Origin of the sequence: Pandoraea anapnoica (assembly GCF_902459765.1) — a bacterium.
In the GTDB taxonomy this organism is placed as follows: Bacteria; Pseudomonadota; Gammaproteobacteria; order Burkholderiales; family Burkholderiaceae; genus Pandoraea; species Pandoraea anapnoica.
In genome coordinates, this window is the sequence record NZ_CABPSP010000004.1 from 339,023 (window position 1) to 364,779 (window position 25,757).

General features: G+C 63.4%; 16 protein-coding genes. 6 read left to right on the plus strand and 10 right to left on the minus strand.

The window, feature by feature from the left end; translation table 11 throughout:
- Positions 1 to 44: 44 nt before the first annotated feature.
- From PAN31117_RS09645 to acuI, 3 genes are all read left to right on the plus strand, one after another.
- Positions 45 to 1,178 carry an NAD(P)H-dependent flavin oxidoreductase gene (locus PAN31117_RS09645; RefSeq protein WP_150737993.1) on the plus strand — a complete coding sequence of 378 codons (1,134 nt, stop codon included), beginning with the start codon at positions 45 to 47 and terminating at the stop codon, positions 1,176 to 1,178.
- 14 nt (positions 1,179 to 1,192) lie between these two features.
- Entirely contained in the window at positions 1,193 to 2,305 is a 1,113-nt protein-coding gene (locus PAN31117_RS09650) for an NAD(P)H-dependent flavin oxidoreductase (protein WP_150737994.1), read from the plus strand.
- A 99-nt stretch (positions 2,306 to 2,404) separates the two neighbouring features.
- Complete coding sequence (gene acuI / locus PAN31117_RS09655; protein WP_150737995.1) at positions 2,405 to 3,391, plus strand: acrylyl-CoA reductase (NADPH); 987 nt, start codon at positions 2,405 to 2,407, stop codon at positions 3,389 to 3,391.
- Between the two features lie 72 nt (positions 3,392 to 3,463).
- Here acuI and PAN31117_RS09660 read toward each other — a convergent pair whose 3' ends face one another.
- The 8 genes from PAN31117_RS09660 to PAN31117_RS09695 all read right to left on the minus strand — a co-directional run bounded on the left by PAN31117_RS09660 (position 3,464) and on the right by PAN31117_RS09695 (position 18,459).
- Positions 3,464 to 4,186, minus strand: coding sequence for an ABC transporter ATP-binding protein (locus PAN31117_RS09660; protein WP_150737996.1), 723 nt, complete (start codon positions 4,184 to 4,186; stop codon positions 3,464 to 3,466).
- 28 nt (positions 4,187 to 4,214) lie between these two features.
- On the minus strand, positions 4,215 to 6,203 hold the full coding sequence (locus PAN31117_RS09665) for a branched-chain amino acid ABC transporter ATP-binding protein/permease (RefSeq protein ID WP_246188995.1): 1,989 nt from the start codon (positions 6,201 to 6,203) through the stop codon (positions 4,215 to 4,217).
- A gap of 2 nt (positions 6,204 to 6,205) precedes the next feature.
- Entirely contained in the window at positions 6,206 to 7,084 is an 879-nt protein-coding gene (locus PAN31117_RS09670) for a branched-chain amino acid ABC transporter permease (RefSeq protein ID WP_150737997.1), read from the minus strand.
- A gap of 230 nt (positions 7,085 to 7,314) precedes the next feature.
- Complete coding sequence (locus PAN31117_RS09675; protein WP_150737998.1) at positions 7,315 to 8,541, minus strand: ABC transporter substrate-binding protein; 1,227 nt, start codon at positions 8,539 to 8,541, stop codon at positions 7,315 to 7,317.
- Positions 8,542 to 8,966: 425 nt separating this feature from the next.
- Positions 8,967 to 12,656: an FtsK/SpoIIIE family DNA translocase gene (locus PAN31117_RS09680; protein ID WP_150737999.1), complete on the minus strand. Its 3,690-nt coding sequence runs from the start codon at positions 12,654 to 12,656 to the stop codon at positions 8,967 to 8,969.
- A 139-nt stretch (positions 12,657 to 12,795) separates the two neighbouring features.
- Positions 12,796 to 13,818 carry a WaaZ-like lipopolysaccharide core biosynthesis protein gene (locus tag PAN31117_RS09685; protein WP_150738000.1) on the minus strand — a complete coding sequence of 341 codons (1,023 nt, stop codon included), beginning with the start codon at positions 13,816 to 13,818 and terminating at the stop codon, positions 12,796 to 12,798.
- 509 nt (positions 13,819 to 14,327) lie between these two features.
- Positions 14,328 to 17,342, minus strand: coding sequence for a putative bifunctional diguanylate cyclase/phosphodiesterase (locus tag PAN31117_RS09690; RefSeq protein ID WP_150738001.1), 3,015 nt, complete (start codon positions 17,340 to 17,342; stop codon positions 14,328 to 14,330).
- A gap of 217 nt (positions 17,343 to 17,559) precedes the next feature.
- Complete coding sequence (locus PAN31117_RS09695) at positions 17,560 to 18,459, minus strand: hypothetical protein (RefSeq protein ID WP_150738002.1); 900 nt, start codon at positions 18,457 to 18,459, stop codon at positions 17,560 to 17,562.
- 390 nt (positions 18,460 to 18,849) lie between these two features.
- Between PAN31117_RS09695 and PAN31117_RS09700 the strand changes: the two genes are divergently transcribed.
- Both PAN31117_RS09700 and PAN31117_RS09705 read left to right on the plus strand, forming a co-directional pair.
- Complete coding sequence (locus PAN31117_RS09700; protein WP_150738003.1) at positions 18,850 to 19,338, plus strand: MarR family winged helix-turn-helix transcriptional regulator; 489 nt, start codon at positions 18,850 to 18,852, stop codon at positions 19,336 to 19,338.
- Between the two features lie 151 nt (positions 19,339 to 19,489).
- A complete protein-coding gene (locus tag PAN31117_RS09705; RefSeq protein ID WP_150738078.1) occupies positions 19,490 to 21,013 on the plus strand; it encodes an MDR family MFS transporter in 1,524 nt (507 codons plus the stop codon).
- Positions 21,014 to 21,058: 45 nt separating this feature from the next.
- Here PAN31117_RS09705 and PAN31117_RS09710 read toward each other — a convergent pair whose 3' ends face one another.
- Positions 21,059 to 21,448: a hypothetical protein gene (locus PAN31117_RS09710; protein ID WP_150738004.1), complete on the minus strand. Its 390-nt coding sequence runs from the start codon at positions 21,446 to 21,448 to the stop codon at positions 21,059 to 21,061.
- Positions 21,449 to 21,617: 169 nt separating this feature from the next.
- Between PAN31117_RS09710 and PAN31117_RS09715 the strand changes: the two genes are divergently transcribed.
- On the plus strand, positions 21,618 to 24,323 hold the full coding sequence (locus tag PAN31117_RS09715) for an autotransporter family protein (protein ID WP_150738005.1): 2,706 nt from the start codon (positions 21,618 to 21,620) through the stop codon (positions 24,321 to 24,323).
- A 75-nt stretch (positions 24,324 to 24,398) separates the two neighbouring features.
- Here PAN31117_RS09715 and PAN31117_RS09720 read toward each other — a convergent pair whose 3' ends face one another.
- Entirely contained in the window at positions 24,399 to 25,664 is a 1,266-nt protein-coding gene (locus tag PAN31117_RS09720) for a GGDEF domain-containing protein (RefSeq protein WP_150738006.1), read from the minus strand.
- Positions 25,665 to 25,757: the final 93 nt, after the last annotated feature.

Sequence of the window (25,757 nt, forward strand, 5' to 3'; positions counted from 1 at the left end):
CTGCCGCTGTTCCCCCCATTGAACACTCTTAGGTGCAGATCGTCATGCCTAGCTCTCTTGCTTCCCAATCCCGCAATCGCGCGCTCATCGAGCGACTCGGTCTGCTCACGCCAATCATTCAGGCACCGATGGCGGGCACGTCCACGCCGGCGCTTGCTGCTGCCGTTTCCAACGCAGGCGGGCTCGGCTCCATCGGCGTGGCGGCGGGGAATGCGGAAACGGCTCGCAAAGCCATTCACGAGACGCGCGCCCTCACGCGCAAGCCGTTCAATGTCAACGTGTTCTGCCACGCGCCAGCCAAACTCGACGCTTCGCGCGATGCCGCCTGGCTCGCCTACCTAGCCCCGGAATTCGCACGCTTCGACGCCACGCCGCCCACCACGCTCAGCGAGATCTACAAGAGCTTCGTCGCCGACGACGCGATGTACGCCATGCTGCTCGAAGAGCGCCCGGCCGTCGTCAGCTTTCATTTCGGTTTGCCGTCGCAAGAGAAGATCGACGCATTGCACGCCGCCGGCATCATGCTGTTCGCCACGGCGACGAACCTCACCGAGGCCCGCGCCATCGAAGCGGCCGGTGTGGACGCCGTCGTCGCACAGGGATATGAGGCAGGCGGCCATCGCGGACGCTTCGAAGATCTCGGCGACCGCGTGCCGACCGACGATGAACAGCTCGGCACCCTTGCCCTCGTACGGTTGATCGTGACACACACGTCCGTTCCCGTGATCGCCGCCGGCGGCATCATGGACGGCGCAGGCATCGCCGCGGTGCTCGCGCTTGGCGCGCAGGCCGCGCAACTCGGCACGGCCTTCGTTGCATGCCCGGAATCATCGGCCGACGCCGCTTACCGGGAGCGACTCACCGGACCGAATCCGCCGCGCACGGCCCTCATTCGCGCCATCTCCGGCCGTCCCGCTCGCGGCTTCGTCAACCGGCTCTATGCGCTTGAACAAACCACCGAGCGCCCCGACTTGCCTGCCTATCCTGTGACGTACGACGCAGGTAAGGCCATCAACGCCGCAGCAAAGTCCAAGGGCAACAGCGACTACGCCGCACAATGGGCCGGTCAGGCCGCACCGCTCGCGCGAGCGATGCCAGCCGCTGAGCTCGTAGGTGTGCTGCGCGCGGAACTGCACGAAACGTTCGACGCGCTGCGCGATCTCGCCGCCAATTTCTGAGACGGGTCCAGACCATGACTTCGAAAGTGTCCCCGTCGGCCCGCATCACCCAACGTCTCGGTATGTCGACGCCGATCATTCAGGCACCGATGGCTGTTGCATCGACACCAGCGCTGGTCGCAGCCGTCTCCAACGCGGGCGGGCTCGGCTCGCTCGCAGTCGGCAATATGGATGCCAACGCCGCGCGCGACGTGATCCGCCAAACCCGCGCACTGACCTCCCGTCCGTTCAACGTCAATGTTTTCACACACGTGCCCGCGCGAGCCGACGCCGCGCGCGAAGCCGAATGGCTCGCGTATCTCGCACCGGAATTTGCGCGCTACGACGCAACGCCACCGGAAGCGCTGCGCGAGATCTATCTGAGCTTTGTCGAAGACGTCGCGATGTACGAGATGTTCCTTGAGGAGCGCCCGGCCGTCGTGAGCTTTCATTTCGGCCTTCCGTCGCAGGATTGGATCGACGCATTGAAGGCCGCAAGCATCGTCTTGTTCGCTTGCGCCACGAACGAAGCGGAGGCCGACGCTATCGAAGCCGCGGGCATCGACGCCATCGTCGCGCAGGGCTGGGAAGCTGGCGGGCATCGCGGACGCTTCAACGACGAAGGCGACCGCCAGCCGAGCGAAGACGAGCAGCTCGGCACCTTCGCGCTGGTGCGGCGACTGGTGGCACGCACGTCGCTGCCCGTGATTGCAGCGGGCGGCATTATGGATGGCGCAGGCATCGCGGCCGTCCTTGCCCTCGGTGCACAAGCGGCCCAAATGGGAACGGCCTTCGTCGCCTGTCCGGAATCCGGTGCCGACGCGGCTTATCGAGACGCGCTGCTCAGTGGGCATCCGCCGCGCACGGCGCTCATTCGCGCCATCTCGGGACGTCCGGCACGCGGACTCGCCAATCGCTTCTGGGCATTGGAGCAAGCGGCCGACCGACCCGCGATTCCCGACTATCCCATCACCTACGACGCAGGCAAAATGCTCAATGCGGCCGCAAAGGCGCAAAAGGAAAGCGGCTATGCGGCCCAATGGGCGGGTCAGGCGGTACCGCTTGCACGGGCACTTCCCGCAGCGGAACTGATCGACGTTCTCTCGCGGGAAACGCGCGACGCTATCGCAGCGGCCATCTCCGGCTGAAGCCACTTCGTAGCGACGGTCGTCTAGCATCCAGTGAGGACCGTCACTGCCACCTGCCCCCACATCCTTACAGCCCACCCGCTTCGGAGACTTCATAGCATGTTCAATGCAATCCTGTTGACGCAGTCGGACGGTGTCACCCACGCCCAGGTGACCGAACTGCAAGACGATGCACTGCCTGCCGATGGCGACGTACTCGTCGCCGTCGATTACTCGACCATCAATTACAAGGACGGCCTCGCCATCACCGGCAAAGCGCCCGTCGTACGCTCATGGCCGATGGTCGCTGGCATCGATGGGGCAGGCACTGTGCTCGAATCGTCACACCCCTCGTGGCGTAAGGGGGATCGCGTGGTGCTCAATGGCTACGGTGTGGGCGAAACGCACTGGGGATGCCTCGCGCAGAAGGCCCGACTGCGCGGCGACTGGCTCGTGCGGTTGCCCGAACGCTTTACACCGCGCGACGCCATGATTATTGGCACGGCGGGCTACACGGCCATGCTCTCGGTGATGGCTCTGGAGCGCGGCGGAGTGCTGCCGCACCAAGGCGACGTGCTCGTGACGGGCGCGTCGGGCGGTGTCGGTTCGGTAGCCATCGCGCTACTCAGTTCGCTCGGGTATCGCGTCGTGGCGTCCACCGGCAAGTTGCATGAGACGGAGTATTTGCAGGCGCTCGGCGCAGCGGAGGTCATCGACCGTCGTCTGTTGTCGGATCCGGGTAAGCCGATGCAGAAGGAACGTTGGGCGGCGGTGGTCGATTCCGTCGGCTCGCACACGCTGGTCAATGCCATCGCGCAATTGCGTTACGGCGGTGTTGCGACGGCATGTGGTCTCGCGCAAGGCATGGACTTCCCAGCCAACATGGCGCCGTTCATTCTGCGGGGTGTGACGTTGCACGGTATCGACAGCGTGATGGCACCGCGCGAGTTGCGCGAGGAAGCGTGGCAACGGCTTGCGCGCGATCTCGAACCGCAAAAGCTTGGTGGCATTTCCCATGACGTCGGTCTTGCGGACGCCATCGGCATCGGTCAGCGCATCGTCAAAGGCGAGATACACGGCCGCGTGGTCGTGGATGTGAATCGCTGATATCTACGCAGCAACGACAAAGGGCAGCCAACTGGCTGCCCTTTGAACTGACTACGATGTGCAACGGTCGCGTCAGTGACTCCCCCCCAGATACGCCGCGCGCACCTTGTCGTCGTTGCGAAGACTCTCCGCCGGGCCGTGCACGGAAATGCTGCCGTTCTCCAGCACGTAGCCATAGTCGGCCACGGCCAGTGCGGCGGCAGCGAACTGCTCCACGAGCAGCATCGTCACGCCTTCCGCTTTCAGGTTGCTGATGATGCGGAAAACCTCGTCGACCAGAATCGGCGCCAGGCCCATCGACGGCTCGTCGAGCAGCACGATGTCCGGGCGCAGCATGACCGCGCGCGCCATCGCCAGCATTTGCTGCTCGCCGCCCGAGAGCGTACCCGCCAATTGATTGCGACGCTCCTTCAGGCGCGGGAACAAGTCCATCGCGCGCTCCAGATCCGCCGCCACGTCGCCGCGCGGGCGGCTGCCCGTCAGACGCGCAAACGCGCCCAGCCGCAGATTGTCCGTCACCGACATCGTGGCGAACACACGCCGGCCCTCCGGCGAATGCGCCAGACCGAGCTTCGCAATGCGATGAGAGTCAAGTCCGTCGATACGCTTCTCGCCGAGCGTGATTTCGCCCGACGACGGTTTGATCATGCCGGACACAGCACGCATCGTGGTCGTCTTGCCCGCGCCGTTCGAGCCGATGAGCGTGACGACCTGACCGCCCGGTACATCGATGTCGATGCCGTGCAGCACCTGCACCTTGCCGTATCCCGCTTGCAGATTACGAATGGAAAGCATAGTGGTTCCGTTTATCCGTCTATCCCGGTCAGTGCGCGGTCGATGCGCCGCCCAGATACGCCTCGATCACCTTCTCGTCGGCCTGAATCTGCGCGGGCAGCCCTTCGGCAATCTTCTGCCCGAAGTCCAGCACCGACACCGTCTGGCAGGTGCTCATCACCACGTCCATGTGGTGCTCGATCAGAATCACCGTGATGCCGTGATCGCGAATCTTGCGGATGATGGCGAGCAACTCGCGAATATCGGGTGCCGTCAGACCGGCCGCCGGTTCGTCGAGCAACAGCAGACGCGGATCGAGCGCGAGCGCACGGGCGATTTCGAGCAGACGCTGTTTGCCGTACGGCAGGTTGCGCGCCTCCTCGTCGGCCAGCGACGCCAGCCCCACGAACTCCAGCAGACGCATGGCACGCGCACGCGCACCGTCTTCTTCGCGCTTGTATCGCGGCAGGCGCAGCGAGACGTCGACCAGCGTCGAATGGAACGTATGGTGCAGACCGACCAGCACGTTTTCGAGCGCCGTCATTTCACCGAAGAGCTGAACGTTCTGAAACGTACGTGCAACGCCCGAGAGCGCAATGTCGGCAGACGTGCGTCCGGCCAGCGACTCACCGGCGAACTCGATGCTCCCGGCCGTGGGCACGTAGATGCCCGTCAGCACGTTCATCATCGTGCTCTTGCCCGAGCCGTTCGGGCCGATCAGGCCGTGAATCGTGCCACGCTTGACCGTCAGGTCCACCTGGTTGAGCGCCTTCAGGCCGTCGAACTGCATCAGCAACTGACGTACTTTCAGCAACTCCTCCGGACCGCTGGCCGCAGCCATGAGCACCGGGTCGTTGCTGCTGGCGGCCGCTTCGTCCACCTGCGTGGCCGATACCGTGAGCGTGCGGCGGCGATGCAGAACGCGCGAGCGCAGGAAACCGATGATGCCGTCCGGCAGGTAGTACACGACGAACAGGATCATCAGACCGAAGATCGTCAGACGCCAGTCGGTGATACTGTCGCGCCACCAGGTCACACCGGCCAATGCGATGGTGCCTATCACCGGCACCGCAGCCTTGGCGAGCGTGGTCCGCCCGCGTGCAACAGCTGCGACCGCTGCCACCGTCGTGACCGCCGCGATCGCCGAGGCGACAATGCGGAAGATGTTGATGTCGTCGAGCAACTGCGGCAGCAACACGATGATCGCCGCGCCCAGCAACGAACCGCTGCGCGTCTTGCGTCCGCCCATGATGACGGCCAGCAGGAACAGAATCGTCAGCTCGAAGTTGTATGTGTTTGGCGAGATGTACTGCTCGGAGTAGGCATAAAGGCTACCGGCCAGACCGGCAAACCCGGCGCTGATCACGAATGCGTACACCTTGTAGCGATACACCGACACGCCCATACAATCCGACGCCACAGGCGAATCGCGCAACGCTTCGAAGGCGCGACCGAGGTGCGACTTCAGAATGCGGTGGGCTACGAGCATGCTCAACAGCAGCAACACGGCAACGATCCAGTAGTACTCTGTCTCGTCGATCGGATGACCACCGATGACCGGCTTCGTGAGCTTGATGCCCATCGGACCGGACGTCAGGAAATCCATCTCGTTGATCAGAATCTGGATGATCGTGCCGAAAGCCAGCGTCACCATCGCCAGATACGGTCCGATCACGCGCAAGGCGGGCAATGCGAGCACTGCACCGAAGGCGGCGGTGACCAGAATTGCGGCAGGCAGCGCGAGCCAGAGCGAGAGTCCCAGCTTGGCGAAGAACACACCCGCGACGTAGGCGCCGATGCCGAACAGACCAGCGTGGCCCAGCGACACCTGCCCCGTGTAACCCACGACGATGTCCAGCCCGAAAAGCAGGATCGCGTAGATCATGATCGTCTCGATCATGTGGATGTAATACGGGTTGCCGATGGCCAGGGGAAAGCCGAACAGCGCGACGATGCCGAGTACGGCAGCGATCTTGGTCAACGCGCGCGTACCGCCGAGATCGCCGGCCCCGCGTGCAGTGGAGGTCTGTGCGCTCATGGTTACACCTTCTTGATGGCGGTCTTGCCGAACAGGCCTGCCGGCTTCACAGCCAGCACGAGCAGCAGCAGTACGAGACCCGGCACGTCTTTGTAGCCGGTCGAAATGTAGAACGCGGTCGTGGTTTCGGCCACGCCGAGGATCACGCCGCCCACGAGCACGCCCATGCCGCTCGACAAGCCGCCGATGATCGCCACGGCAAATGCCTTGAGGCCGAGTACTGCCCCCATCGTGGCACCGGTCAGCGTGAGCGGCGCGACCAGCACACCGGCAAACGCAGCGGCCATCGACGACAGCGCGTACGAGAACGTAATCACGAGGCTGGTGTTGATGCCCATGAGCCCGGCGGCGTCGCGATCGTTCGCGGTGGCCACCACGGCCTTGCCGTAGATCGAGCGACGGTTGAAGAACTCGACGGCGGCCATCATGAGCAGCGCGCCCACGACCACGAGCAGTTCCATCGGCAGCACATTCGCGCCCAACAGCTTGATCGGGGCTTCGGGCAGCGGCGACGGGAATTTGAGGTCGTCACGGCCCCAGAGGTTTTCCGCAACGTTCTTGAAGATGATGCCCAGCGCAATGGTGGACATGATCCAGCCGAATTCCGACTTGATCCGCAAAGCGGGTTTCACGCCGATGCGTTCGACGAACGCGCCTTGCACGAGACCGAACAGACAGACGATGGGAATCATCAGCCAGTAGTTCAGCCCGAGCGTGTCGACAAGCGTCAGGCCGACCAGTGCGCCGAGCATGAGCGCTTCGCCCTGGCCGAAGTTCAGAGTGCCGGAGGTCGCAAACGTCAGTTGGTAACCGAAGGCGATCACGGCGTAAATCATCCCCAGCGCGATACCGCTGTAGATGAGTTGAATCAGGATGGTCATGCGGTCCTCTCTCGCGAGTGCGAGCCTACGAGCGATGCTCGGGAGGCATTCGGTACTTGTGCCGCACACCGGTCCCGAGTGCCGGCGGCAGGCGACAGTTGCGTGAAGACGGCACGCGCGCCTTGCCAGGATGCCCCCAAACCGATGGTTCGGGACAAAGGCGGAAGAGGCCACGCGCGCCGTCGTTCACCCGTCATGGCTGCAACGGCAGCCTTGGGAGGAGGTGCGGCTTACTTGGAGCCCGTCGTGCCGGCCTTCTCGCGGACCTTGCTGCCGGCCTTCAGGTCGCTGTCGTAGGCATACACGACACGACCGCCCTTCACTTCGCCGAACACCGGAATATTGGCCGTGATGGCGTCGTGATCGTCATGCGTGAACGGACGATCGTAGGTCGTGACCACGCCTTCGACCGGCGTCTTCAGGTCTTCCAGTGCAGCGCGCACCTTCGGGCCGTCCGTGCTGCCCGCTTGCTTGATCGCGGCAGCCAGCAGGTAGATCGAGTCATAGCCTTGCGCAGCTGACACAGCCGAGTCGATGCGGTTGTTCTTCGGCTTGAACATAGCCACGTAGGCGTCGATGAAGGCCTTGCGCTTGGGCGTGTTGGGTTCCTGAATGAACGTCTGTGGCATGCGCGCGCCTTCGCCGTTCGCGCCCGAGTTGTCGATGTAGTTCGCCATCGCGAGCGTCCAGCTGCCTACGATCGGCAGCTTCCAGCCGAGCTTGCCCATGCCGTTGGCGATCTGCGCCAGTTCCGGGCCGATACCGTACGTGAGGATCACGTCGGCGCCAGCTTGCTTGGCCTTGAGCAACTGGGCCGTCATGTCGACGTCCTTGATGTTGAATTTCTCGACGGCGACCGGCGTGATGCCCTTAGCCTTGAGCGCCTTTTCAAGATCTTCACGACCGAGCTGACCGTAGTTGGTCGAGTCCGCGAGAATGGCCGGCTTCTTGAAACCACGGCGCGTGATCGCTTCTTCCACGATCATCGGCGCCTGAATGCTGTCCTTGGCGGCGTTGCGGAAGACATAGTTGTCCGGGTACTGGGGCGGCTTGAACTGGTCAGTGATGACCGTGCCCGTGGCCACGTTGTTGAACACCGGAATTTTGGCGTCCTGATAGAAACGCTGCGACGCGAGCGCCACGCCGGTATTGATGTAACCGACGGTGGCAACCACCTTTTCCTTGTTGATCAGTTCCTGAGCGACTTGCACGCCGCGCTCGTTTTTGGCTTCCTCGTCGCGCTCGACGAGCTGGATCTGACGGCCGAGCACACCGCCCGACTTGTTGATCTCCGCAGCGGCGAGACGCACGCCATCGCGCATGGAAACGCCCATCGACGACGAGCCACCGGTGAACGGGCCGGACACGCCGATCTTGATCGGATCGGCTGCGATGGCCATCGAGGCGGACAGGGCGAACGCGACAGCGCCAGCCATGAGCTTGAATCGGAATTGCATAAGGGTCTCCTTCGGTGCGATGCGTTTCGATATGACGCTTTTTTGCTGCGATTTTCTTGGTGTCGCAGGCCCTGCCGTGGATGCGCGAATACCGGGATGTCCCCCCCGTCGCACCGCCCCGGTCCTTGTAATTCGTGTCAGGGCGATACCGTCAAGCACGCGTCGAACGACCAACCTAGCGCGCCGATTATGTGATCGCTGAGTTTCGCCCGCAAAGGCGGGAATACCCCTACGGGGACGCGGGTTTGCGCCCCGTTATCGCCATTTGGCGCGGGTTTCCAAGGGGTTTTGCGTCGCGCGCCCATGTACGGCGCGTGTCAGGAGAACAGCACGGAGTGCCAAAGAGTTCGACTCGTATGACGGGTCGTAAGCGAGTTGTAAGCGAAGGCGATTATTCAGCGCGCAGGCGACACTCAAAAGACGCGCTATTCGCCCGACGCGACCACTTCGCGGGCGCCGTTGCGTCCCATCGGCGTAACGAGTCCGGCCGCTTCCATCTGCTCGATCAGACGCGCCGCCCGGTTGTACCCGATGCGCAATTGCCGCTGCACAGCAGAAATCGACGCACGTCGCGAATTCAGCACGAACGCCGCGGCTTCGTCGTACAGCGGGTCGGCTTCGGCGTCGCCCGCCGTGTCGCCGAACAGATCGGCGGACGCCGCGTCGGCCGGATCGCCCGCGAGGATGGCCTCATCGTAGTCCGGCTCGCCGTACTGCTGCCAGTGCTGCACCACGCGGTGCACCTCGTCATCGGCGACGAATGCGCCGTGCACGCGCTGCGGATACCCCGTGCCCGGCGGCAGGAACAGCATGTCGCCCTGCCCCAGCAACGACTCTGCCCCCATTTGATCGAGAATCGTACGCGAGTCGATTTTCGACGATACCTGGAAGGCAACCCGCGTCGGAATGTTCGCCTTGATGAGACCGGTGATGACGTCGACCGACGGGCGCTGCGTCGCCAGAATCAGGTGAATACCGGCAGCACGCGCCTTCTGGGCCAGACGCGCGATCAGTTCCTCGATCTTCTTGCCAGCCACCATCATGAGATCGGCCAGTTCGTCGATGACCACGACGATGAACGGCAAACGCTCAAGCGGCTCGGGCGCGTCCGGCGTCAGCGAGAACGGGTTGCTGACCTTCTCGCCCGCGGCGCGTGCGGCATCGATCTTGTCGTTGTAGCCCGCCAGATTACGCACGCCAAGCGCCGACATGAGTCGGTAGCGTTTCTCCATTTCGCCTACGCACCAGTTCAGCGCATGCGCAGCCTGCTTCATGTCGGTGACGACCGGCGCAAGCAGATGCGGAATGCCGCCGTAGACGGACAGTTCCAGCATCTTCGGATCGATCATGATGAGGCGAACGTCGTCCGGCGTCGCCTTGTAGAGCAGCGACAGGATCATGGCATTCACTGCCACCGATTTCCCCGAGCCCGTCGTACCGGCCACGAGCAAGTGCGGCGCACGTGCCAGATCGGCCACGATCGGCTCGCCCGTGATGTCCTTGCCCATCGCCAGGGCGAGACGCGAGCGATGCGTGTCGAAGACCGGTGCGGTCAGAATTTCCGAAAGTCGGATCATCTGACGTTGTGCATTCGGCAACTCAAGCCCCATACACGTCTTGCCGGGAATCGTCTCGACCACGCGGATGGACGTGACACCCAGCGCACGCGCCAGATCCTTCATGAGACCAACGACCTGCGCGCCGCGCACGCCGACGGCCGGTTCCACTTCGAAGCGCGTGATGACCGGTCCCGCGGATGCGCCGACGACCGTCACCGGCACCTTGAATTCGGCAAGGCGCTGCTCGATCAGTTGGCTTACTGCGGCGAGCGCTTCGTCCGAGACGACGTTGGCATGGTCGCTGGCCGTTGCCGGCGCCAGCAGGTCCACGGCAGGCAAGTCGTAGTCGATGGCGACGCGCGGCGGCGGTAGCTCGTAAGGCGTATCTGCGGTGAAGCTTGCCATTTGCGACGCAGCGGAATGCGCTGCACCGATGGGGGCCGACGGTGTCATGGATGCCGCACCGAACGACGGGATCGCAGGGATCACCGGCGTGGCAGGCCGCAGGTGTTCGGGGGTGGGCTGTGCGAGCGACGTCGTATCGTCCGACGTCAGCGGCAACCCATCCGCCCGTGCCCACGTGCCATCGGCGCGCAAAACGTAATGCGGTTTCGCGGAAGGCTCAAGGGCTTCGTCGATGTCCGACGGAATGACAGGCTCAGGAACGTCGAAAGGTCGGTCGAAAGGCGGAAGTGCATCGTCTTCATCCGATGCTTCCGCAGCAAGCTCCGCCGACGCGACAGCGGTTTCTGCGGCGACAGTCTGAGTTGCAGGTGCCGTGACGGTAGCGTCATACGCTTCGACGCTCGCCAGCACGTCGGCAAAAACGAACGGGCGCGGCGGCACAGCGGTGGGCATCGCTGCGCCGGATGCCGAAGCGACCGGCCGCCGAAGTTGCATCATCGGCGGCAAATTAAGTACTTCCGCAGGCGTCAACGGCGCAACGGGCGGCGGCGTTAGCGGCTCAGCCACGACGACCTCGGGTGACGCCGCCAGTGCAGGAATCTCAGGGGCCGCGATGTCGACATCGCTATCGAGCGACGTCGGCATGACGTCGTGCGAAACTTCAGCGACAGCTTCAGACAGTTGCGCCAATGTCGGCGCACCACTTGCGCCTGACGACTCAGGCGACGCCCAGTCTCGCAAGTCGCGTAGCAATGCCTCAGCTTCCTGACGCAGCGCAATCATCGCGTCGATTCTTGCCTGCTCGGCCGCGCGCGCGGCTTCTCGCACAGCTTCCTGTTCGGCCAGCATCTCAGGGCTCGGGCCTTCGGGCACAGGCTCGACAGACGGTTCTACGACGTCGTTGAGCGACCAGTCGATGGGCGAAAACTCGGCAACGTCGGATGCCAGCGGGACAGCGGCATCCGCCGCCGACCATGAGGCTGCACCACGCATGACCGGCATCGCTGGCGTTGCGGGTGTTGTTGGAGCAAAAGGGATCGACTCGGCGGCATTCGTTGCACTGTGCGTCGAGGCCTCATCGCCAGCCGCAGACGCCGTCTGCGACGTCGGTGCTTGCGGACGCGGCGGTGCGCCACGCGGCGGGATGTCCTCGAGACCCAACTGAGGCTTGCGGAACGGACTGTGCACGACTGTGCCGCGCAAGTGCGCCGGAGCCATACCGACAGGACGACGATAGCCGGTCGCGCCTGGCATCGATGTGGAATCCAGCGGTTCGGCGTGCGAAGCGGTACTCGGTGCCGGGGTTGCGTTCGTCGACCCCGAGGCGGGGCGCTGCGCGACCGGCGACTGCGACGACGCAGCCGGTCGCGGCTCGCGAGGCGTCATGCCCGGTTCGGCGCGCACGAATTCCGTCGTCCGCAGCGCTTCGCCACGGCTCAGTTTTGCGGCATACGCGCCACGCGGGAGAACGGCACGCGGCGCCGCATTCACGCCAAACGTCGGCTCGGCACGCGGTGCTCCGCGCGTGGTCAGCGGCGGAGGTTGCATGGCATCCAGACGCGCACGCTCTTCGTCCGACAGTTTCCAGCGCGGTTGTGCCGCCAGGCCGCGACGGCGCGGCACCGGCTCTTCGATCAGACTGCCGACGTTGTGGTGACCTTGTCCGACCGTCGGCGTGAAGCTGCCACGTTCACCACGATCCCCCGTGTCGAACGACATCTGCGACAGACCACGGACTGGCTCACGCACGCCGGTGTCGAAACGGGAATCGCGCGGCTCGAACGCAGGCGCGTCGTCCTCGTCGTCGGCCGATGGACGACGCGAGAACATGCCCCACCACGTGGTGCCGAAGACAAGCGGGAGAGAAAAAAGGAGGACGAAGCCGGAGAGGCCCATGGCCAGCGTGCCGCCGAGCGCGACGCTCAAACCATGGGAGAGCGACTGACCGATGCTGCCACCGGCAGTGTTGCTGTCGCCGCCCGTCAGCGCAGCCAGCGTGGCGCTGGACACCATCGCCAACGGAACGCCAAGCAGCATACGGAGCGTGCCGGGGCCGAAGATTCGTATCTCACCGCCAAGCAGACCCCGTACGCCAGGCCAGCACAGTGCCAGCAACCAAAACGTCGACAGTCCGAACCAGCCAAACCCCATAATCGCTCATTGCTTCAGGAAAACCCGGAGAGCGATTGTAGCAGGTAGGCCACCGCGCGGCGGCCCTGCGCACGGACTTTTGCGCATCATGCGTGCCACGGCGTGTGCCGCATCGCGCGCGTGATGTGTCCGCCGGACGTCAGCCGCGACCATGCGTTCCCGTCGGACGCAGGGACGGCGCGCCATCGGCCGCCACGCTGTCGCGCGTTGCGACCAGCAGCGCCTCGTCGGGCACGACCAGACTCAGATTCCGGCGACGCAGCGAACGCCAATCGACCTTGGCGAAAATGTCCTCGCCCAGTGCGCTCGTACTCGAGAGGTTCTCGACGCGCACGCCACGTGCGCGCAATACGTTGGCGGCCAGGCGGAACGACGGCTCGATCAACGTCGAGAATTCGGCGTCAAGACGCGTCGGCGCACGGGTTTGCATCGTTTCGTAAAAACGCGGGGTCGCTGCGGCATCGCGCAGATCCAACCCGTGCATGTACATCTCGGTGAAACCCAGCCACGTCGCGACTTGCAGCGCAAAGTACGCGACCGTGCCGCCGTGGAAAAAGCCGTTGTCGATATCGAAGCTGAAACCCAGTCGGCTATCGTCCCCGAAGAACGCCGCACTGGCGCAGACCTGCGCGTCCGCGCGCAGCATCTGCGTCGTGCGGGCCGCTTCAAACCCGCGCTTGAAAATGTCGTCGACGAGATAGAAGCGGCAGCCGAAGGCGGACATCGGGAACATATCCAGCAAACGGGCCAGCACGACCGGCGTGACGAACAGCACCAGATCGCGCGCCACGATACGGCGCGCCAGATCGGGACGCTGGCGCACGAAGCCCGCGTCGAGAATGCAGTAGTAGTTGAATTTGACGGGGGCGCGCTCGGTCAGCGCGATGGCCCCGTTCACGCCCATCACGTGATGCATCGGCAGCGCATCGTAGTCGATGTCGGCGACGGAAGGACCGCTGGCGATGATGTGGCAAGGCAGCCGACGCAGGCGTTGCAACTCGGCGCGACGTGCGAGCGGCACGTTGCGTCCGCGCCAGGTGAATCGTTCGATCGCCCCCATCGCATCTCGCGCAATCTGCGCGTGCGGCCACAGGCGTTCGTTGTGCCGCCACTTCGCCGAATGGCTGTGACGGTAGACGAGTTTGAGGAATGTCGAGAGCATTGTCGTTGTTCTGGTTAGGTGTTCTGGTTGCGCCGCGCTCACCTCACAGTGGTACGGTCCTAACCCCGTTCATATCGCGTGTCGGTCGATTGCCGAGCACCTGTGAGCCGACTGCAACCCCGCGACTCCCCCTGTCTCGCGGTATAGCTCACGATGGCATGGAGACCTGGCTCCATCACGTCGATGCGCAAATTCTGCCATTCCAGTTTAATGCCGGACAAGATTTATTCCAGTTGGAAATCTTACGTCGAGTTACCTTTCCGCGCCGTTTTCGACCGACGGACTTGACAGCAAAATCCCCTGTTTATGCGGGTTTGCGTCGGATTGGATGTGACAACACAGGGAAGGAAAGGAAATTTGCAGAGAAATAGAGCATTGCTAAAAATGCAGACAATGCTCAATGCAATTCGACGATTAATGCGTCGTCCGTAAGCGTCGTTGCGGGGAATGTGGGAGGCATTGACGGGCCACTCGCGCACGCGCGAATGACCCGGCTTTCACCGGACCGATCAGTGCAGCGCCGAGCGGTTACCCGGAGAGCGATAGAAAGACTGCTCCAGTTCACCGAGCAACGTTGCCAGTTGCGGATCGCGAATGAAGCTTGCGGCGGAGTCGGCGGCGAGGATCGCTTCGGGCGTTTGCGGCCGGGCAATGAGAAAGCCCTGCACGTAGTCGACACCAAGCTCGGAGAGCGCTTCTAGCGTTGCGGCGTCTTCGACCCACTCCGCCACGCTACGAATACCGAGGTTCTTGGCGAGCGCCACGATGGCCTCGACGATGGCCAGATTGGCCGGGTGCGCCGCCATGCTCTTGACGAACGCCCCGTCGATCTTGATCGCGTCGACCGCGAGATCCTTAAGATAGGAAAAGGAACTGAAGCCCGCGCCGAAGTCGTCGAGCGCGATGCGCCCGCCCAACTGGTGGATGCGGTCGACGAAGCGTCGCGTGTTGTCGAGATCGTGCAACGCGACCGTCTCGGTGATTTCGATGCACAGCAGCCCCACCGAACGCTCATGGGCGGCCAGCGTCGCAAAGATATCCCGCACGAAATGCTCGTCGTTGAGCGATGCCCCCGAGAGGTTGACGCAAACGAAGCGTGTCTTGGACAACTGATCCCGATGCGTATCGATCCACGCCAACGTATTCGTGAGCACCCATTTGTCGATCATGCCGATGGTGCCGTTCTCTTCGGCCGCGCTGATGATGCGCGACGCCGGCACGATATTGCCGTCAGAATCGCGCATGCGCAACAGCACCTCGAAGTTCAGCGAGTCGCCCGGTGACGCCATCTCCATGATCGGTTGCATTTCCAGGAACAACGTGTTGGGCGTGAGGCCGGCGTCGAGCGCGTCGATCAGACGCAACTCCGCCAGACGCTCCCGGAATGCCGCCGCTCCGCGTTCGTAGACGACCAGTTCGCGACGGCTCTTCTTCGCCTCACGGCAGGCCCGGTCGGCGGACGAAATCGCGTCGGGCACACGCATGTCGGTCGTCAGCTCGATGACACCGGCCGACGCGCGTACCTGGAACGCCCGCTCGCCGATCTGATACGGCTCTCCGGCGATAGCGTCCACCAGACGTCGCGCCACCGCCGCCGCTTCCTTGATGGTGGCATCGCGGAAGACCACGATGAACTCGTCGCCACCGGTGCGTCCCACGCTCTGTTCCGTCGACAACCGCGCACGCATCCGGTCGCAGGCCTGACGCAGCACCTCGTCGCCCGCCGCATGCCCGAACAGATCGTTGACGAGTTTGAAGCGGTCCAGATCGAGATACGCCAGCGCCGCCGGACGCGCATCCGAGAGCGTGCGGATGGCTTCGCCCAGCGATTTTTCGATGCCGCGCCGGTTCGAGACGCCCGTGAGCGGGTCGTTCTCCGCCAGATACCGCAGTTGCTCCATCGTGCGGGCACGTTCCGTAATGTCCTGTAAGGAACCTTCGATACGCCCGTCAGAGAAAATCGCCTTGACGAGGTAACGGCTGATTCGCCCGTCGTCGCGAGGCAGCGAGAGGATTTCAAGCTCGGACTCGTCGCTGTGCTGGGCGACGTCTAGCAGCATGCGCCATGTGCTCTGACCGAAATACTGGTCCCAGCGGAACGTGCGTCCCTCGGTGTTGGGAATGCCGAGCATGGTGTGCAGCGCCGCGTTGCCCCGCACGAACACCCCCTGATCGTTCAGCGTGAAGAGGCCGACCGGCGTCACGTCGTAGGCGTTGCGCAGTTCGGTCTGGGCTTCGAGCTTGCCCTTGTGTTCCAGGCGCATCTGCTCTGCAATCGCCAGCGCGGCCATCAGGCTGGAGAACAGCGCCGCCGTCACGCTGTTGAGCGCCGACGACAACGCGCGCGCATTGAAAGCGGCGGCGATAACTTCAGAGAACGTCGCGAACAGAACGATGGCCAGCGACGCGCTGTACCAGACCGCCACCCGAGAGCGTGTGAGTACCAGAATGCGCACGAGCAGCACCAGCACAATCACGATGCCCAACGCCGCCACGGCCCACAGCACCGGAATGAAGTGCGCATACGGCAACGCGATGGCGGCGCAGCACAGCACCACGCCGGCCCATTGCAGCACCATCACCATCCAGCGCAGCCCGATCAGGCGCAGTTCCTTCTTGAATAGCTGCGTGAACAGCGAATAGGTCAGCACGTAATAGATGGCGAACGTGGCCTTGCGTACCAGTGCGTCCCATTCCATCGGAATGGCGCGCTCGAGCCACTGCGTGTCTGCGCCCAGCGAGTTGGCGGCGAGTCGAAGATTGCCGATCAGCCAGGCGGCGAACAGCACATACAACCATTCCTTGTTGATGATGGCTGTGACGAGCACGAACGCCGAGAGCGTTAGCAGACCGCCTTCGAGCAAGCCGTTGCTGCGATGAAACTCCTTCTCGGAGATGCTCAACTCGGGCGCGGCCCATGCGACGAGCGACAGATGCGCCGGGCCGGAGAACGTGCCCTGACACAGCAACGTGACCGGCTCGACCAGATGACCGAGGTCGATCGCGAAGCCCGCCTTCGACATGCGAATCGCGCCGCTGACATCGCTCCGGTCGGCGCGGCCGATGGCCGGGGTGTCAGGGCTTCGCCAGCAGGCAAGCGTCTGCGCGTGCCGCGAGGGAAACTCGATGACGGTGCGCTCCTGCCCGCCTACCGGCGGGACCGAGAAGCGGAACCACACCGGCGCTTCGGATAGATGTGTGCTGAATTGCTGGACCAGCGGCGCGCGCTCCAGCGCCCCCTGTGCCATCGGCGGATTAAACGTCGCGGGAAGATCGCCCTGCGCCTGAAAGCTCACCGGGGTGGCACCGCGCACGGCGTACTGACTTTCCTGGAACATGAGCACGATGCCAGAGAGCAGCATGATCGCTGCGGGCACCGCGTAAAGGGAAATGCTTCGAAAGAGTTCGTCGAGCCGGGCCGTGATGCGCCAACGGCGCCGCGAGCCGGTGAGTTCGCTCAACTCATCGGAGAAATCGTTCGTATTACGGCCGTCGTCGCGCTCGTTGCCGAGTTCCCCCGCCATATGACTTTTGTGCCCTTATCTCGTTGGTCGCCCCCGTGTTGATCTCCGGACAAGGCGAGCATCGAAGCCCGCCTCCCCGGCCGGGCCGGCCCTGTCCCGTGCGGCCGTCTTCCGGCCGACACGGGCAGGTGTCTCTCGCCCGTCCTACGCGTTACCGCCGTCGTGTAAAACACTGCCTGTTGCAAACGACGGGATAACGTTATTTCGAATAACGGCATTACACCGCCAGGCTGTAGCCTGCTGCTACGCATCGTACCTCGTCGGCACCAAAAGATAAATCCCGCAAATGCGCGCCAACACTGGCTTCAACCGGCACTGGCCCGTCGTCGTTCTGTACCTGCCCAAGCGCCCCTTCGCCCGGCATGCCGAGACGCAAGTCGGGGTGATGGGTGAGGCACATATAGGCAAACAACGGGTGACCAGCCGACTGCCAGCGCGTGCGTGCCTGCGCCACATCCAGCGCCAGTACCCGATGCCCGATTCCGCCGACATGCGCCATCGGGATCAGACCCTGTGACGGGAAGACGTCCGTAAACATCAACGCTTCGTACTGCCGATGCAGCGGCGGGCGGGCCGTAATCACCATCCAGTCGATGCCCGAGACCAGGCAGTACTGATAGAACGCCTTGAAAAGCGCCGTCTTGACGACGCGCCCCACCGGACCCGCCACCACGCCAAGACGTGTGGCTTCCGCCAGTGCTGCGCTATCGAGCCATTCGGGCAACGGTGCGGAATCCTCAAGATGCAATGCCTGATAGCGATTGGTCTGGATCCGCATCGTGCCGAGCACCGCACCATCGAGCCGGGCGCGCGCCACAAGGACGACCGAACCCGCTTCCCGGTCGCTGACCTCTGGCTCGCTCAGCGTTGCCGCAAGCTCGGGCAAGTGACGGCCATAGGCCGCCTGGCGCATCGCAACGGCATCGCGCAACGACGACTCGTCGCTCGCGATGGTGACGACAAACGGCAGACGTTCCTCGCGCAGCGCGCCAATGCCGGACGTGGCTGACGCCGGGGCCCGCGCCGTCGCGGGTGACGACGCAGGACGGAGGTTTCCGGCTGGCCGGTCTGCATGGGTAATCGAGAGGACATCCGAAGCTTGTGCAAGGTCAAACATGATTGACACTCCTTAAGGTCAATGAAAGGGCTGGTGCCGTGCACTGGCGCTGACGCCGGTGCATCGCACAATTCCTTTCTTGACCCGCCGAGGCGAAGTGTCAAGTGCTTATTTTCGTTAGGTTTTTCGCAGTTTGATAGCACGGCTTCGCCCGCCCGTCGGTTCGTCGTGCCAACCGCCCGGGAACCCCCGTCGCGCCGTATAAAACGCCCCAAAACCCGACGCCCCCGCCCTTTCCTTCCCATCCCTTTGTCACCTATTTGCGACAGTTGCCGTCCAAAGAATGACTCTGGCAAAATGCTAAACCTGTTTACTAATTTACCGAACCGACGCGACGCGCAGCTGTTCCGTTCGACGTCGGTCCGGTGATCGACCACGACATTCCAAGACATGCCGAAAATCGACTGGTCTTCCCGGTTTGGCACGCTGGTGCACGACACGGCACGGGTCTACTCGCGCCTGTTCGACCGGCGCGCCCGGGGTAATTTCGACCTGACACGCGCCCAATGCCGCGTGCTGGTGATGTTGCACCGCTACGGTGTGCAGACGCAGGCCGAGCTCGCCGAGCGCATGGAACTCACGCCGATGGCGCTCGTGCGCCTGCTGGACCGTCTACGGGAAAAGGGACTGGTCCGTCGCGAGCGAGATCCCAAGGACAAACGCGCCCACCTGCTTTATCTGACGGACGCCTCCGAAGCCAAGATCGACACCATCGTCGCCTTCGCCAACGTCACGGAACGTGAGGCGCTGGCCGATCTCACGCCGGCTGAGCGCGCCGAACTGTCCCGGCTGCTCGGCAAAGTGCTGGCCAATCTGACGCGCGCCGAGGCGGAATGCCCGGCACCGGTGCGGCGACGTGAGGAGGCAGATCCGGCGTAAACATCGGAGAACACGGCAACAGGAGGAGATAAGCGCGATCCAGGCGGGACTCATGAGGGGAACATCTCTTTCCGCGCTTAGCGACACATAACAACGTCGGGCACGACCAGAACGACGATCTACCAGAGGAATTACCGTGGCATCCCCCAAAATGGCTGACGACCCGGGCAAACACCGGGCGCTCGTCAGCGTATCCGTCATGCTGGCAACGGTGCTGCAGACGCTCGACAGCACCATCGCCAACGTTGCGCTGCCCCACATGCAAGGCAGTCTGGCGGCATCGCAGGACTCGATCACCTGGGTTCTGACGTCCTACATCGTGGCCGCCGCCATCGCCACCCCCCTCACCGGCACGCTGTGCGCGCGCTTTGGACGCCGACGCGTCTTCCTGTGGTCGGTCGCAGGCTTCACCATCGCCTCCGCGCTGTGCGGCATGGCGCACTCGCTCACCGAGATTGTGGCGGCGCGTCTGTTCCAGGGGATCTGTGGTGCAGCGCTGGTGCCGCTCTCGCAGGCGACCATGCTCGACATCAACCCGCCGAGCAAGCACGGCTCGGCGATGGCGGTCTTCGGCATGGGTGTGATGGTGGGACCGATTCTCGGGCCATCACTCGGTGGCTGGCTCACCGACAGCTACGACTGGCGCTGGGTGTTCTACATTAACCTGCCCATCGGGCTGATCGCCTTCCTCGGCATCGCTGCCTATCTGAAGGAGCCGCCGGAACAGAAAGCGGGCAAGTTCGATGCGCTGGGCTTCGTCACACTGGGTCTTGCCATCGGACTGCTGCAACTCCTGCTCGACCGGGGCGAACAGCAGGACTGGCTGAATTCGACGGAAATCTGGCTGGAGATGCTGGGCGCGATCGTCTGCTTCGCATATTTCATCGTCCATACATGGACGGCGGGCGAACACTCGTTCTTCAACCGTGCCTTGCTGCGCGACCGGAATTTCAATACAGGCGTGGTCTACATCTTCGTGGTCGGCATCATTCTCTATGCCACACGAGCCCTGCTCCCGCCGATGCTGCAAAGCCTGTTCGGCTACCCCGCGATCCTGACCGGGCTCGTCACGGCCCCTTCCGGCGCGGGCACGATGGCCGCCATGCTGGTCGTCGGACGACTGGTCGGTAAGGTCGACGTTCGTTATCTGCTGGGTTTCGGCTTCGCGCTGACCGCCTATTCGCTCCACATGATGGCCGGCTACTCGCTGACGCTGAGTCCGTCGGACATCGTCTGGCCGGGCGTGATTCAGGGCTTCGGGCTGGGTTTCGTGTTCGTGCCGCTGACAACCGTCACGTTCGCCACGCTGCCGGGCCAGTTCCGCGCGGACGGTGCAGCAATCTACAGTCTCTCGCGCAATATCGGCAGCAGTATCGGCATCTCGGTGGTGCAGACACTCCTCACGCAAAACACGCAGGTCAACCACGCGGTACTTTCAGAGCGCGTCACGCCGTTCACACAAGGCGTCGAGACTTACGTGCAGACGTACGGGGCCGCCGCGATGGCCGCGCTCAACGCGGAGGTGACGCGTCAGGCGGCGATGATCGCTTACCTCGACGATTTCCGTCTCATGCTGTTCCTGACGATTATCGTCATGCCGCTATTGCTGTTCATCCGCATGAAGAAAAAGGCACCCGGCGAGCCCGACGAGATGGTTCACGTCGCTGCCGACTAAAGCGATATTGGCAATGCCGAAGCGCGCGAGTTATTAATAAATATCTTATAAATTCGACGCGCGCTTCTTTACGGATTTACGTGGCTTTCTAGGCTTCGGCTCAATACCAATACGCGAATCTCCGGCAAGCACCAATTTCGTCACGCGCTCGACAACCGCCTCGAATTCAATTTCCGACTGCGGGATGTAAAGCCATTTCCCCAGAACCGGATGCGGGCGCAACGCAGGCATCTCCTCAATGAGCGACGCATGGTGTTCATGCGACGTGCACACCAGCAGCCCATACCACGGCGGATCCCGGTCGATCACGGCAACACATTGCCGCCCGTTCAGATACGCCGCTTGCGCACCGAACATCCGCTTGTGCATGAAGGTGTCGTCACGCTCGAACGCATCGAAAATCCAGAGAAGCGAATTACGAATAGAGGATGGCATACGCTGATTGCCTCAATAACCTTTAGAAAATCGAGATATCGGTAACAACTTATTACAACTCACCAAAATACAACGCCGACATTTGTAATTGTCGAGCGGAACATCTAATTTGAACTCACTCGAATTGCGCACGATGAAATAAAAAACTCGCCACCCTCAGGAGTGCGATATGACAATCTCGCCACGTGCAGTTGAGTTCGTCCGGCATTCGCCGTGCCAGTCGCCGCCCCTGCCTCTCAAACCCCTCATTATCGCGCTGACGTTATGCGTCACCGCTCAGGCACGCGCCGCATGCGACAACATCGCTCCCGCCAGCGGCACAACCGTGACCTGCACGGGCACCGACGGCGTGGTAGCCGCGCAAGCCGGCAGCACAGGCGTCAACGTGAACGTGCAGCAAGGGGCCAACATCAGTTCGGTCCGGACCACCGCCGACGTCGCAACCATCACCGTCGATTCATCGAGCACGATCACCAACAGCGGCACAGTCAGCATCACAGGGACCAATTCGCCGCAGCCCGGACGCGGTGCTGCCATGCTCGGCGCGCACGACTACAACGTGCTGGTCAACACATCCACCGGCGTCGTTTCGACATCGGGCTACGAAAACGACGGCATGGCCGTCAACGGCAACCACGGCTCGCTGACCAACAACGGGACGATCACCGTCAACGGCCCGAACGCCTTCGGCATGACCGCCGCCTGGGGACAATCCTCCGGCCTGGGCCTGTTCAGCACCTTCGTCAACACCGGCACGATCACGGCCAATGGTGGCGGCAGCCGTGCGATCAGCGTCGTGGGCGGACAAAGCACCGTGACGAACAGCGGCACGCTTATCACCACAGGCGGCACGGCGTCGAACCGCTCGTTCACCGTCTTCATGCAGGGCAACAACAATAACCTCACGAACAGCGGCTACATCGAAGCGCGCGGCGTCAACAGCGACGCCGTCGTATCGAACACCGCATCAGGATTCACGTCGTCTATCGTGAACCAGTCGGGCGGCCAGATCATCAGTCGGCAAGGCTTCGGCGTTCGCACGGTCAACGGCACGATCACGATCACGAACGCAGGCCTCATCGAGAGCGATGTCGGCACCGCCATCGCCATGAACGCGGCGGCGAAATCCAATACCCTCACGCTGCAAACCGGTTCGCAAATTATCGGCACGGCAGATGGCGGCAACAGTGCGGTCAGCCGCGTCAACTTGCAGGGCACGGGCACGGCGAGTAACGCCTTCGTGAACTTCGGTACGCTCAACATGCAAGGCGATAACTGGACGTGGACCGGAAGCGGCAACTTCACGACCGCGCAGTTTCAGAGCGGCGTGTTCAATCTGAACAGCACGCTGGGCGGCGCGACGTCTCAAGTCGCCGCCGGGGCCACGCTCGCAGGCACGGGCACGCTCGCGGGCAACCTGACCAACGCCGGAACCGTACACCCGGGCGACGGCAGCGGCAACGGCACGCTGACCGTTGCCGGCAACTACACCGGTAGCGGCGGCAAGCTCGCCATCGATACGGTGCTGGGCGACGACTCATCCAAAGTCGCCCCGCTGACGGTCAGCGGCGGCACCATCGGCGGTAGCACGACGATTGCCGTCAACAATATGGGCGGCGCGGGCGGACTCACGACCGGCAACGGCATTCCGATGGTCAACGCCGTGGGCGGAGCGACGTCGAGCGCCAGCGCGTTCGCCCTCGGCGGCACGGTCAGCCAGGGGGCATACACCTACTATCTGTATCGCGGGGGTACGACCCCTGGTTCGGAAAACAGCTGGTTCCTGCGTTCGACAGTACCGGTGGCCACCGCCGTGACCTACATCGACCCTGTAACCGGCCAGACTGTCACCACAGTGCTTTCGCCTGTCGGCGCAGCGGGCAGCCCGCCAACGGCCGCCCTAGGATCGACGCCCATACCCATCTATCGCGTGGAAGTCCCCGTCTATTCGACGATGCCGGAAATCGCACGCGTCGCCGGGTTCGCGCAGATGGGCACGTTTCACGAGCGACAGGGGCAACAGGGCTTGCTGACGGAGAGCGGTGTGCTACCGGCCGGCTGGGCCCGAGTGTGGGGACAAACCGAACAGTTCCGCGCCAAGGGCGACGTGTCCCCGCAGTTCGACGGCAACATCGGCGGCGTGCAGGTCGGCCACGATCTCTTTTCGCACAGCACAGACAGCGGGCACCACGACCACATCGGGATTATTGCGGGATGGACGCGCGCCTACGGCGACACGCAGGGCAGCGCGCTAGGATCGATGGACACGCACACCGGGTCGCTAGGGCTGGACATGTACAGCGCGGGTCTGTACTGGACCCACGTGATGCCCAACCTCGCCTACGTCGACGCAGTTGTACTCGGCTCTGCGCTCCAATACGAATCGAAGCCCATCAGCGGCATGAACACTAGCACGCACGGCAAGGCGGTCGCCGCGTCGCTCGAAGCTGGCTGGCCGATTCGGCTGACGCCCGCCCTCATGCTCGAACCGCAGGCGCAGATCGTCTATCAGCATCAGTCGCTCAACGATCTGACGGACGCCGTCTCGTCGGTGTCGTTCTCCAACACAAATAGCTGGCTTGCGCGTATCGGCGCGCGTCTGGAAGGCAACTACGACGGCGCGCGCGGGTTGCTGCGGCCGTACCTGCTGTTCAACCTGCTGCATACGTTCGGCAACGACGGCCGCGCCATCTTCGGTGGCACCACTCCGATCGTCAGCAGCGCAAACACCACGGCGGCACAGTTCGGCATCGGCGTCGCCGGACGCTTTAACAAGCACGCGAGCGTGTACGCCACCCTCGCTTACCTCACGCAAATCGACGATACCCGCCAGCAGAGCGTGTCTGCCACGCTCGGACTGCGATGGAGCTGGTAAGCACCGCCGCAGGGGCGAACGAGCGCGTTCGGTAGCACGTGCAGCTTGTAGTGGTTTTCGCCATTGAACCGGTTCTCACCCGCCGGCCGCGGCGTGCAAGGGCGGCGTCGCTACGTCGGGCACCTCTGTCCGGTCGACACGCGGATCGGCGACGGGCATGGCCGTCTCCGGCGTGTAGCGCACACAACGGTTCCGTCCGGCGGCCTTGGCCTGATACAAGGCACGATCCGCCCGTTGCACAAGCGACGACAGCTCGCCGCGCGAGCGCTCGTCACACGCGATGCCGATGCTCACAGTCGCGGCGACCGTCTCACCCTGCACCATCCGTGCCGAGCGCTCGAACGCCTCACGCACGCGCTCGGCAATGGTCTGCGCTTCGTTGGCACCCACGCCCGGCAAGAACAACGCAAACTCCTCGCCGCCATAACGCCCGAAGATATCGTCTGCCCGAAGCTGTTGCGATGCCGTGCGAGCGAACAGCAACAGCACGGTATCGCCGAACGGATGGCCGTAGGTGTCGTTGATGCGTTTGAAGTGATCCAGATCGAGGAGCAGCAATGCGACGGGGGCACGGGCAGCGCCGTGACGTCGCAACTGCTCACGGGCGAGCCGTATGAACTCAGGGCGGTTAAACGCCTGCGTCAACCCATCGCGGGTCGCCGCGCGGTGCAGCGCAATTTCCGAGCGCTCCTTACCCAACGACACCATCAGGAAGCTCGCCACGACGATCAGCACGAGCATCTCGGTCGTGGAGACCTGCGGCCCGAACCACGCGAGGAACTGCGAATCGGTCGGCCCAAGCCACACGAGCGCGGCAGCACGCGCCGTGTAGAACGACCCATGCAGTACCGCGACGACCGCCAGCACGATGCTGCTCGGCAGCCGTAGCCCCGAGGCCTGCCAGAACTCTCTCGCCGCCATCAGGCTGTAGAACGCCAGCAACGAGAAGAACAGCACGCCGCCGCTCCAGGCGTCGAGCGGCCGCGCAAACAGCCACGTCCCCCAGAGCAGAACCGCCGGACCGCCGAAGACCGTGACCCACTGGACGCTTCGACCGTAAAAGCGCCGCGCCCCGCTCCACACCATGGCGAACGCTAGCGTGGCGACGGCATTGCCCAGCGGATAGAGCACCGCGAGCTGAGCGCTTCGTGAGGCCAGCAAATAGAGCACAGGAGAGAACGTCGCGAGCAGGAAGGCCAGACTCCACCATCGTGGTGATTCGGCTTCGTCGCGGCGTAAGGCGTCGAGCATGAACAGGATGCCTGTCGCAATGCTCAATAAGAAGGTCACAAACTGTAGCGTCGGCAGATCCAGCGCCGGCAGCGACAAACCAAGAGCCATGGCTCCGTCCCCCGTACGCACGGCCAGCGGGCGATCATCACCGTCCCGGGCGCATGCGCAGTTTGAAATACGGGGGGTAAAACCTGACTGAAT

Coding starts and splice junctions, on each gene's coding strand:
- PAN31117_RS09645 (WP_150737993.1), top strand. CDS start 45: ATGCCTAGCTCTCTTGCTTCCCAATCCCGCAATCGCGCGCTCATCGAG.
- PAN31117_RS09650 (WP_150737994.1), top strand. CDS start 1,193: ATGACTTCGAAAGTGTCCCCGTCGGCCCGCATCACCCAACGTCTCGGT.
- acuI (WP_150737995.1), top strand. CDS start 2,405: ATGTTCAATGCAATCCTGTTGACGCAGTCGGACGGTGTCACCCACGCC.
- PAN31117_RS09660 (WP_150737996.1), bottom strand. CDS start 4,186: ATGCTTTCCATTCGTAATCTGCAAGCGGGATACGGCAAGGTGCAGGTG.
- PAN31117_RS09665 (WP_246188995.1), bottom strand. CDS start 6,203: ATGAGCGCACAGACCTCCACTGCACGCGGGGCCGGCGATCTCGGCGGT.
- PAN31117_RS09670 (WP_150737997.1), bottom strand. CDS start 7,084: ATGACCATCCTGATTCAACTCATCTACAGCGGTATCGCGCTGGGGATG.
- PAN31117_RS09675 (WP_150737998.1), bottom strand. CDS start 8,541: ATGCAATTCCGATTCAAGCTCATGGCTGGCGCTGTCGCGTTCGCCCTG.
- PAN31117_RS09680 (WP_150737999.1), bottom strand. CDS start 12,656: ATGGGGTTTGGCTGGTTCGGACTGTCGACGTTTTGGTTGCTGGCACTG.
- PAN31117_RS09685 (WP_150738000.1), bottom strand. CDS start 13,818: ATGCTCTCGACATTCCTCAAACTCGTCTACCGTCACAGCCATTCGGCG.
- PAN31117_RS09690 (WP_150738001.1), bottom strand. CDS start 17,342: ATGGCGGGGGAACTCGGCAACGAGCGCGACGACGGCCGTAATACGAAC.
- PAN31117_RS09695 (WP_150738002.1), bottom strand. CDS start 18,459: ATGTTTGACCTTGCACAAGCTTCGGATGTCCTCTCGATTACCCATGCA.
- PAN31117_RS09700 (WP_150738003.1), top strand. CDS start 18,850: ATGCCGAAAATCGACTGGTCTTCCCGGTTTGGCACGCTGGTGCACGAC.
- PAN31117_RS09705 (WP_150738078.1), top strand. CDS start 19,490: ATGGCTGACGACCCGGGCAAACACCGGGCGCTCGTCAGCGTATCCGTC.
- PAN31117_RS09710 (WP_150738004.1), bottom strand. CDS start 21,448: ATGCCATCCTCTATTCGTAATTCGCTTCTCTGGATTTTCGATGCGTTC.
- PAN31117_RS09715 (WP_150738005.1), top strand. CDS start 21,618: ATGACAATCTCGCCACGTGCAGTTGAGTTCGTCCGGCATTCGCCGTGC.
- PAN31117_RS09720 (WP_150738006.1), bottom strand. CDS start 25,664: ATGGCTCTTGGTTTGTCGCTGCCGGCGCTGGATCTGCCGACGCTACAG.